The organism is Amycolatopsis sp. WAC 01375, from assembly GCF_003947325.1.
Lineage (GTDB): Bacteria > Actinomycetota > Actinomycetes > Mycobacteriales > Pseudonocardiaceae > Amycolatopsis.
Window position 1 is genome coordinate 16,379 of the sequence record NZ_QHHW01000052.1, and the last position, 10,282, is coordinate 26,660.

8 protein-coding genes are annotated in these 10,282 nt (G+C 69.2%); 6 read left to right on the plus strand and 2 right to left on the minus strand.

Features of this window, described 5'->3' with window-relative positions; all coding sequences use genetic code 11:
* The first annotated feature begins 306 nt into the window (after positions 1-306).
* Both DL991_RS33525 and DL991_RS33530 read left to right on the plus strand, forming a co-directional pair.
* Positions 307-1,827, plus strand: a complete 1,521-nt coding sequence (locus DL991_RS33525) for an amino acid permease (protein WP_125788362.1) — start codon at positions 307-309, stop codon at positions 1,825-1,827.
* Between the two features lie 222 nt (positions 1,828-2,049).
* Entirely contained in the window at positions 2,050-2,751 is a 702-nt protein-coding gene (locus tag DL991_RS33530; RefSeq protein WP_125788363.1) for an LPXTG cell wall anchor domain-containing protein, read from the plus strand.
* A 44-nt stretch (positions 2,752-2,795) separates the two neighbouring features.
* On the opposite strand, the gene DL991_RS33535 is transcribed toward DL991_RS33530, so the two are convergent.
* On the minus strand, positions 2,796-5,090 hold the full coding sequence (locus DL991_RS33535; protein WP_233599154.1) for a hypothetical protein: 2,295 nt from the start codon (positions 5,088-5,090) through the stop codon (positions 2,796-2,798).
* A gap of 91 nt (positions 5,091-5,181) precedes the next feature.
* Between DL991_RS33535 and ahcY the strand changes: the two genes are divergently transcribed.
* Positions 5,182-6,654, plus strand: a complete 1,473-nt coding sequence (gene ahcY, locus DL991_RS33540; protein ID WP_125788364.1) for an adenosylhomocysteinase — start codon at positions 5,182-5,184, stop codon at positions 6,652-6,654.
* Between the two features lie 234 nt (positions 6,655-6,888).
* Here ahcY and DL991_RS33545 read toward each other — a convergent pair whose 3' ends face one another.
* Positions 6,889-7,872 (minus strand): hypothetical protein, encoded by a 984-nt coding sequence (locus DL991_RS33545; RefSeq protein ID WP_125788524.1) that lies wholly within the window; start codon positions 7,870-7,872, stop codon positions 6,889-6,891.
* Positions 7,873-8,212: 340 nt separating this feature from the next.
* Between DL991_RS33545 and DL991_RS33550 the strand changes: the two genes are divergently transcribed.
* The 3 genes from DL991_RS33550 to DL991_RS33560 all read left to right on the plus strand — a co-directional run bounded on the left by DL991_RS33550 (position 8,213) and on the right by DL991_RS33560 (position 10,272).
* Positions 8,213-8,782: a papain-like cysteine protease family protein gene (locus DL991_RS33550; protein ID WP_125788525.1), complete on the plus strand. Its 570-nt coding sequence runs from the start codon at positions 8,213-8,215 to the stop codon at positions 8,780-8,782.
* Positions 8,779-9,555 carry a hypothetical protein gene (locus tag DL991_RS33555; protein ID WP_125788365.1) on the plus strand — a complete coding sequence of 259 codons (777 nt, stop codon included), beginning with the start codon at positions 8,779-8,781 and terminating at the stop codon, positions 9,553-9,555. The genes DL991_RS33550 and DL991_RS33555 overlap by 4 nt, the downstream gene beginning before the upstream one ends.
* 84 nt (positions 9,556-9,639) lie before the next feature.
* Positions 9,640-10,272: a dTMP kinase gene (locus DL991_RS33560; protein WP_199754184.1), complete on the plus strand. Its 633-nt coding sequence runs from the start codon at positions 9,640-9,642 to the stop codon at positions 10,270-10,272.
* Positions 10,273-10,282 lie beyond the last annotated feature (10 nt).

Sequence of the window (10,282 nt, forward strand, 5' to 3'; positions counted from 1 at the left end):
GCCCGGCCGGCCCAAGACGTGCAATGAAGGGGCCTTTCATAGCAAAATTTGCTATGAAAGGCCCCTTCATTGCAGGTGGGCGGGGGTCGCGTGAGAGGTGTCCGTGAAGGCCTCCTTGAGGGATCCTGAGTCCCTCAAGGAGGCCTTCACGGACTTTTCGGGCGCCGCGAACGCGGCCGGGGCAACTGTCCGTACACCGCCGATTACCGCCGCGACCTCCGGGTACTTCGTTGCTCTCCCACCGCGCTGCCGTCGAGGCCGGGCGATAGGGTCCCTTGAACCGCAGTCAGGTGTAGGAGGTCAAGGGTGCCCGGAAACGGTCTGTGGCGTACGAAAACCATCGAGCAGTCCATCGCGGACACCGACGAGCCGGGGACGAAGCTCCGGCGGAACCTGAGCGCGTGGGATCTGACCGTCTTCGGCGTCGCCGTCGTCATCGGTGCCGGGATCTTCACCCTCACCGCGCGCACGGCCGGTGACTTCGCGGGGCCGTCGGTCTCGCTCGCGTTCGTGTTCGCGGCCATCGCCTGCGCGCTGGCCGCCCTCTGTTACGCGGAATTCGCGTCGACCGTTCCGGTGGCCGGGAGCGCGTACACGTTCTCCTACGCCACGTTCGGCGAGTTCATGGCGTGGATCATCGGCTGGGACCTCATCCTGGAACTCGCCGTCGGCGCGGCCGCGGTGTCGAAGGGCTGGTCCGCCTACCTCGAAACCGTGCTCTCCTACATCTTCGGCAAGGGCACGAAGACGACGTTCGAGCTCGGCCCGATCCCGGTCGACTGGGGTGCCCTGCTGGTGGTGCTCGTACTGGCCACGCTGCTCGCCGTCGGCACGAAGCTGTCTTCGCGCTTCTCCATGGTGATCACCGCGATCAAGGTCGCGGTGGTGCTGTTCGTGATCGTGCTCGGCATCTTCTACATCAAGGGTTCGAACTACACCCCGTTCATCCCGGAGGCTCAGTCCGCCGCGGAGTCGGCGTCCACCGGGGTCGACCAGTCGCTGTTCTCGCTGTTCGCCGGTGGCGGCAGCAGTTCGTTCGGCGTCTTCGGCCTGCTGGCCGCGGCGTCGCTGGTGTTCTTCGCGTTCATCGGGTTCGACATCGTCGCGACCACCGCCGAGGAGACCCGCAACCCGCAGAAGGCCGTGCCCCGCGGCATTTTCGGCTCGCTCGCCATCGTCACGGTGCTGTACGTCGCCGTGTCGCTCGTGGTCGTCGGCATGGTGAACTACAAGGAGCTCTCCACCTCGGCGGGTGACGGCAGCAAGAAGACGCTCGCGTCCGCGTTCGCGGTCAACGGCGTCGACTGGGCGGCCAACATCATCTCCGTCGGCGCCCTCGCCGGGCTGACGACCGTCGTCATGGTGCTGATGCTCGGCCAGATCCGGATCATCTTCGCGATGTCGCGTGACGGCCTGATGCCGCGCGGCCTCGCGAAGACCGGGGAACACGGCACGCCGAAGCGGGCGACGATCGTCGTCGGCGGGCTGGTCGCGGTCGCGGCGACCTTCTTCCCGGCGGACAAACTCGAGGAAATGGTCAACGTCGGGACGCTGTTCGCTTTCGTTCTGGTCTCCGCGGGCGTGCTGGTGCTGCGCAAGACCCGGCCCGATCTGCCCCGCGCCTTCCGGGTGCCGTTGGTCCCGCTGATCCCGATCCTGGCGATCGTCGCCTGTCTCTGGCTGATGCTGAACCTGACCGTGCTCACGTGGCTGCGGTTCCTGGCCTGGATGGCGCTGGGCGTCGTCATCTACTTCGCCTACAGCCGTCGCAACTCGCTGCTCGGCAAGCAGAACAAGGACGAGGTCCCGACGTCCGTTCCGGACTGATCTTTCTCGTTTCGGCGGCCCACCATTCCTTTGTGGATGGTGGGCCGTTTTGTCGGGGGCCCCGGTTTCGGTGTGAAATCGGTGTGCGATAGCGTCCGGTCTCTGCTTCCCCCTGACGGGTGAACGGGACTCGTGCAGACGTACCGCGAGTTGACCTTCATCCCTCCAAAGAGGCGCCACGCTTTGCTCGTTTGTCCCCCGATCGGTACAGGAGAGCTCTGAATGCAGATCAACCCCAGACGGCGCGTCCGCTCCGCCGTCACTGTCGTCGCCCTCGCCACCGTCGCACTGCTGGGCACGGCGGGCACCGCCCTCGCGACTCGCAGCGACGACCGCGCCACCCAGGTCGTGGGTGAAAACGCCACCACCTGCGAGGGCGCCAAGCTGCCGGGCAAGGTCCTGCCTACTTCGGACCTGACCTTCACCGGCGGCACGGACAACCTCCTCCTCAACATCACCGCGGTCGGCAAGGGCGTCACCGTCACGGCGATCGTGGTCAAGGGCGGCCACGGTTACAACGTCTACGTTCCCGGGGAGAAGGGGTTGCCCGAGAACCCGCCGTGGACCGAGCTGCGTTCGCCGCTGAACAAGGGCGACCAGCAGGCGGCGATCAGCCACTGGTTCGTCTGCGGTGAGAAGAAGACGCCGCCGACCGAGCAGCCGAAGCCGAGCGAGCCGACGAAGACCTCGACGGCCAAGCCGCCGACTTCGGCGCCGACCACCTCGAAGCCGTCGGAGTCCTCCGGCACGCCGACCAGCACCACCGCCCCGGCCCCCGCGGTCGACGGCAACGGCGGCAACGGTGGCGGCCTCGCGGACACCGGTTTCGACAACGCCTGGCTGCTGTGGGCCGGTGGCCTGCTGGTGCTGGCCGGTGCCGGCGTCCTGGTCCTGCTGCGCGTGCGTCGCGGCAAGACCGACTGAAGCTAGCGAACGCCTGAAGGCCCTCTTCCTCGTGAAGGGGGCCTTCAGCGCATTTGTGGGAAGTCCCCGAACAGCGATCCCTGCTCGCCCCAAGGGTTCGTGGGCCGGGGGCGGCCGAGACCGGCGGCCATCGCGACGGCGTTGTCCCATTCGGCGTCGACGACGTAATCCGTGTGCTTGAGGACGCCGGGCGCCCAGCGGTGCCGTCCGGTCGGCCCGCGCATCGGGTCGGGCAGCCAGTGATCGCCGCCGAGCACCAGGACGCCCTGCTCGTCGGCCTCGGCGGCCAGCGGCCCCGTCCCGCCGCCGGGCAGGTAGCCGTCGCCCAGCAGTTTCCCGGACACCACCCGATGCCGCCATGTCGTGACGCCGCCGCCGAAGATGTCCGTCCCTCGGCACAGCGCCCGCCAGCGGCCGTCGAGATCCTCGTACAACCCGGCGAGCTGCTCCTGCGGCAGCATCGCGGGGAACGCGCGCTGATAACCCCATTGCAGGGGTGAGCCCGCGGTCAGCAGTCCGACGCGGTCGCGGTCCTCCGGCGGCAGATCGGCGATCACCCGTGCCGCGGCGAGCACCGTCAGCAGGCTGCCGAGGTTGTATCCGGACAGCACGACGCGCGTGCCCGGCTCGGCCAGATGCTCCTTGACCCGCTCCGCGAGTTCCGGGACGACCCTGAGCGCGTAACTCGGCGGCACGGTCGGATGGGCGGCACGCGGCCAGAAGCACACGAGATCCGCTAGCGCGCCGAGGTGACGGCTGCGCTTGGGGGTGGTCGCGGCGGCGAACACGACGCGCAGCAGGCCGGCCGCCATCGCGCCCAGCGCGAACACGCCGATCGCCGAAATCGGCTTGAACCAGTCGGGCAGCGGGCCGAAACCGAAGCGCAGCACCAGGAGCGCGCCGCCGCCCGCCGCCATCGCCAGCGCGACGGTGAGCGCGAGATGGTGCAGATGCTTGCGTTCCCACGAAGCGCGGGCCCACGCACTCGCGGCTTCCTCTTCCTGCGCCTTGTCGATCTCCATCAGCGCGACGATCTTCGGGATGCCGCGGCGCAACCGGCGCAGCGGGACGGCCACCGCGAAGCCCAGCACGCCGAGCACGACGGCGAGCGCGAGCCCGGCGCCCCACAGCACCGTCACCAGGGAGTAGGTGTCGGGCAGCCGGAGATCGGTCGCGCCGACCAGTTGCCGCAGCGCGACCGCGAGCCCGGCGCCGAAACCGCCGCCGAGCAGGCCTGCCAGCGCGACCACCGGGGCCGCCGCCCAGCCGCCGAGCCAGGGCCGCAGCCGGTGCGGCAGATGCTTCCAGGCCGACCGGCCGAGCAGCGCCGCCGGGGCGAGCACCAGCGCGAACAGCACGGTCACCGCGACCATGGCCGCGCCCAGCGCCTCGACCGTCCCGTCCGCTCCGCCGAGCCCGCCGCCCGGCAGACCCGCGGGCAGCGGCGTCCGGCGTACGACGGCGATCCCGACCAGTACGACGGCGACCGCGATCACCCCGCCCCGGATCACCGGTCCGGCGGAGAACCCGACCGTCGAGGCCACCAGTGCGGCGAGGACGAGTGCCAGCGCGCAGATCCAGACGATCAGGTCGAACGTCACCGTCGGCAGCCGGAACGGCCCGCCGAGCAACGGGAGCGCGACACAGGTCAAGGCGGCGACGGTGTGCAGCGTGCGCAGGCCCGGCGTCCGCGGCAGGTCCTGCGGTTGCAGCGGGCTCGAACTGTGGGCGCGGTGCCGCCTGTTCCGTGACCGCCAGTCCGACGACGGGATCCGGTCGAGCACGAAGATCAGCACCAGTAGCGGGACCACCCCGATCGCGGTCCGCAGCGGCGCGAAGTCCCGCAGGAACGACGGCGCCCCTTCGAGACAGGTCGAACCCGGGGCGAGGCATTGCGCGGCGAACAGGTCGAGCGAGACCACCGCGAGCTGGCTGATCAGCAACATCGTCAGCAGCAGCGAGGCCACCCGCAGCAGCCCTCGGCAAACCGCGCCGAGCAGTGCCGCGGAGCGCCTGCCCTCCGGGACCGGCGGCAGCATCCAATGCGCGACGTTCGCCAGCGAGAACGGGAACAGCAGCGCCCACGTCGCCTTCGCCGCGCCACCGGAGGTCATCCCGCTCCACAGGTAGCCTTCGAGGATGCGCGGGATCGAACGGCCGAGCGCGGGCAGCACCGGACCGGGAGCGGGACGGCGCAGCCGGTCCGACGGCCGGATCAGCCTGCCGATCCCGTCGCCCGCGACGTCGACGACGGACGTCGAATCCAGCAGGCTTTCACCGCTCGTGCCCACTAGCCCGGGTACGCGTATTTCGACGACGCGGGTATCGGGACCCGGCATGACCACGGTGAAGGCCTCCAAACCGTTCAGTGGGGACTGAGCCGACAACGGTACTGTTCCGATGTCATCCAACCTTGGAGGAAGCGCGCATATGACCCCCGAAAGCGTTGCCAAGCGGCACGACACCCGCAACGGCATCGAGTTCGCCGTCGCCGATCTCGAGGCCGCCGAGTTCGGCCGCAAGGAGATCCGCCTCGCCGAGCACGAGATGCCGGGCCTGATGGCGCTGCGCCGCGAATACGCCGAGGTGTATCCCTTGCGGGGAGCCCGGGTTTCGGGCTCGCTGCACATGACGGTACAGACCGCGGTCCTGATCGAAACCCTCGTCGCACTGGGTGCCGAGGTGCGCTGGGCCTCCTGCAACATCTTCTCCACCCAGGACCACGCGGCCGCGGCGATCGTCGTCGGCCCGCACGGCACTCCCGAGGAGCCCAAGGGCGTTCCGGTGTTCGCCTGGAAGGGCGAGTCGCTGGAGGAGTACTGGTGGTGCACCGAGCGGATGCTCACGTGGGACGGCGAAGGCCCGAACATGATCCTCGACGACGGCGGCGACGCCACCATGCTGGTGCACAAGGGAACCGAGTTCGAGAAGGCGGGCGTCGTCCCCTCGCCGGACGAGGACACCTCGGACGAGTTCCGCGTGTTCCTGCAGCTGCTGAGTGCTTCGGTCGCGGCCGACACCGGCAAGTGGACCAAGATCGGCGAAGGCATCCGCGGGGTCACCGAGGAGACCACCACCGGCGTGCTGCGGCTCTACCAGCTCGCCGCGGCCGGTGAACTGCTGTTCCCGGCGATCAACGTGAACGACGCGGTGACCAAGTCGAAGTTCGACAACCGCTACGGCATCCGGCACTCGCTGATCGACGGCATCAACCGCGGCACCGACGTCCTCATCGGCGGCAAGGTCGCGGTCGTCTGCGGTTACGGCGACGTCGGCAAGGGCGCCGCGGAGTCGCTGCGCGGCCAGGGCGCGCGGGTGATCATCACCGAGATCGACCCGATCTGCGCGCTGCAGGCGGCGATGGACGGCTACCAGGTCAAGAAGCTGGAGAACGTCCTCGGCGAGGCCGACATCATCATCACGACCACCGGCAACAAGGACGTCGTGCTCGTCGAGCACATGGCGCGGATGAAGCACCAGGCGATCCTGGGCAACATCGGCCACTTCGACAACGAGCTCGACATGGCGGGCCTCCAGCGCTACCCGGGCATCCGGCGGATCACCATCAAGCCGCAGGTCGACGAGTGGGTCTTCCCTGATGGCAAGAGCATCCTGGTGCTGTCCGAGGGCCGTCTGCTGAACCTTGGCAACGCGACCGGGCACCCGTCGTTCGTGATGTCGAACAGCTTCTCCAACCAGGTGATCGCGCAGATCGAGCTGTTCACCAAGTACGAGGAGTACGACAAGGAGGTCTTCCGCCTCCCGAAGAAGCTCGACGAGAAGGTCGCGAAGATCCACCTCGACGCGCTCGGCGGTGAGCTCACGAAGCTGACCAAGGAGCAGGCCGAGTACATCGACGTGGACGTCGAAGGTCCGTTCAAGACCGACCACTACCGGTACTGACGGCTGCGGGTCCGTGAAGGCCTCCTTGAGGGATCCAGGATCCCTCAAGGAGGCCTTCACGGACTTCGGGGTCTAGAGGAACGGACGGGCCGGTGTGAAGGGAGCTTTCCCCGCATCGTGCGCGGAAAGTCCCCGGCGCAGGCGACCAGTTCGCTGACGACCCCTACCGAGCGCGTGCGATGAAAGGCCCCTTCATTGCAAAATTTGCAATGAAGGGGCCTTTCATCGCACGCGCTAGCGCCACTCGACCTCGATGCCGGCCAGCCCCGGCCCGGCGTCGCTGAAGAAACCACTGGTCACGCCGCCCATGTCGAGCGGCAGCTCCTCGGACTCGACGGGCACGGCGTCGTCGCGGGTCCGGAACTGCCGCGTGCAGCGGGCGGGCAGCGCGCCGAGCGCGAACTTGAGCTGCACCAGATAGCTCGAGCACTGGTCCCGCAGCATCCGGAAGTAGCCGGGCGACGCGGTGCCGGAATCGTCGCGGACCTCGAAGCAGAACACGTGGATCTCGCCCTCGGCGAGCTTCCGGTCGAAGAGCAGTTCGGTGGCCATCGTCTCGGCCTCGGCGTTGCGCCGGATCCGGCCGACGCGGCAGCCCTCGGCGGTGATCAGTTCGACGTCGCCGATGTTGCAGCCGGGGTCGCCGTTGTAGACGGTGACGTACCGGTCCGGGCCGTGCCGCCGGGCCCGGCACACCAGCCGGGTCTGGAGGCCGACCTGCCGGTGCGCGGCGTCGAAGGTGATCGTGTCGTGCACCGCGAGCATCTCGAGGTCGGCGTTGTAGCGGTTGGACGACGGGTACGCGCCCAGTTCGGCCAGCAGCTGGTCGACGATCGAGCCCATGTCCCCGGACCGGATGTCGTGGAAGGACGCGGCCATCTGATGTCCGCGTGCCCGCGTCGTCCGCGGCCCGATCAGTACGACGAGCGCGTCCGCGGGCAGTTGCAGCACCGATTCCAGCGCACGCACGGCCGGGAGCGCCTTGGGTACCTCCGGCTGGCGCAATCCGCGCTGCCAGTAGCTCAACGTCGACTGTCCGATTTGGACACCGCGGAGCCCGAGGTGGGCCCGGAGCCGGGCGAGGGACAGCCCCCGGTAGGCGATCGCCTGCCGCAGGGCGTGGTGGAACTCGCCGCTGCGGAGGGCCTCGACGAGCTCCTTGGGCAGGGCTTCGAGCGATTGACGGCGCGTGCCGTCGATGATCGTCGGGGTGTCCACGGCCGAGGCAAGCTTTCCCGCCGAGGACGGATCAGCCCTGGCCGAGGCATGCTCTCCCGCCGAGAACGCATCGACACCGTCTCGTGTCACCGCTCGTCCCTTCACCAGACCAGTGTGTGCGCTGAGCGTGAACGCCGCGGAACGTTCACGTTAGCAGCGCACTGTGAACACTACGTCCCCCGTTCGGGGTGGTTGACCCCGGAAGAGTGACCGTTCCGGGGTGTGGAAACGCCCCGGAACGGTCCGTTCCNCCGAGTGCCCATCTTGCTCTGCGTGAACCTTCTGTTCACCGTTGTGACCACATTGGTTCGCCATGGTGACCAGGAGGCCCGTCGTGCCTGTGTTCTCGAGCAGGGTTTGCGCCGCCGGCGCCGCGAGTCTGGCGGCGTGGCTGGCGATCCAGACCCCGGCGAGCGCGCTGCCCTCGCCGGCTGCCCGCCAGCACCCCATCGCCATGCAGGCGCAGGAGAAGTCCCAGTGGTGCTGGGTGGCTTCCGGCAACACCATCGCGGCACACCACGGCGTGGCCCTCACTCAGAACGAATTCTGCCGGATCGCCCACGACGAACGTCGCCGGGAGTGCGCCGACAAGCCGGGAACGCTGGGCGACGTCCGGCGCGCCTTCGGCAAGCTCGGCTTCTCCTCCCCGGGGAACTACGTCAAGGGCCGCGTCCCCTTCGCCGCCGTCCATGCGCAGACCGGCGCGGGCAAGCCGGTCCAGACGCGGGTCGGCTGGGCCGCGGGCGGCGGTCACATGCACGTGCTCTACGGCGCCGACGCCGGCCGGAAGTGGGTCTCGTGGGGGGATCCACTGCCCACCGGGAGCCGCCACAACTGGTCGACCTACGACTTCTACGCCGGTAACAAGTCCTTCACCTGGACTCACACGCTCTCCGGGATCCGGCGATGAGCGCGCGGCGTTTTCTCGGGCTTGCCGGGCTGGTCGCGGTCGCGCTGCTGATCTCGGCGCCCGGAGCGCGCGCGGATCACCTGTCCAGTGAAGATCTCGCGGCCGCGAAGGCGGCTGCGGACGACCCCACGCTGCGTGCCGAAATCGGCCGCTTTCTCACCCAGGCGAGTGGTTCGAGTCAAACGCCGTCGGTCAGTGCTGTCTACGTCATCGACGAATCCTTCCCGGTTTACGAGCTTTCGAGGGACTTCGTCGCCGGGGACGGCGCGGTCGCCGGACGGCTTGCCTACGTCGCGGTCCCGGTGACGGCGTCCGACGGGCAGACCGCGACCCTCTGGTCGGTCCGCGGCGACGACGGCGCCTGGCGCGTCGGCAATATCGCTTCGGGTGACCGGGAAAGCGCACTGGCCCGGCGGCTGCCCGCCGGCGCGGCGCTGCTCCACGAACCCCAGGTCGACGCCTGGTACGCGCTGCGCGACGGCAGGGTGACGTTGCTCGATTCGGGCGCCAGCGGTTCCGCGGCCGGTGCTTCGGTCACCCTCGCGGAGTACCAGAAGACGGTCTCCGGCCGCTACGGCGAACTGCTCGCGAACTCGCCGTACGCCCAGGAGGGCAAGGCCGGCGGTTACAACGCCCAAGTGATGCCCCGCGGCGACGGCGGCCCCGCGCCCGACGCGCAGGACACCGGCTTCGTGCCGCTGCTGATCTTCGGCGGCTTGCTCCTCATCGGTGTCGCCGGCTTCTGCCTGCACTCGAAGAGGCGCGTCCCCTAGCGGACCGGTGGGCCGGACGTGTGCTGACCCCGTCTGGCCCGCCGGTCGACCACGGCGCCTTAAGGTAGGCGTGTGGGACGACTCGTGGTGATCGAAGGTCTGGACGGCGCGGGCAAGCGCACCCTCGCCGACGCGTTGACCGGTGCGCTGAACGCGGCCGGGGCGAGCGTCACGTCCATCGCGTTCCCGCGTTACGGCGAAAGCGTGCACGCCGACCTCGTGAAGGAAGCGCTGCACCGCGGCCACGGCGACCTCGCCGACTCCGTCTACGGCATGGCGATGCTCTACGCGCTCGATCGGCGGGGCGCGGCCGACGAGATCCGCGCTCGGCTCGGCGAGCACGACGTCGTACTGCTCGACAGGTACGTCGCGTCGAACGCGGCGTACGGTGCCGCCCGGCTCCATCAGGGTGCGGACGGCGAGTTCGTGCGCTGGCTGAAGGAGCTGGAGATCGACCGGTTCGGCCTGCCGGTGCCCGTCGCGCATCTGCTGCTCCGGGTCACCGCGGACGTCGCCGCCGATCGCGCGCAGCGCCGCGCGGAGAGCGACGCCGACCGCGCGCGGGATTCCTTCGAAACCGACGACGCGCTCCAGAAGCGGTGCTCGGTGGTTTACGACGAACTCGCCGCGACGGGCTGGCTCGCGCCCTGGCACGTTCTCGACGGCGTCGCCGGTGTCGACACCGGCGCGCTGGCCACCTCCCTCCTTCGCGATTAGTCACCTACTT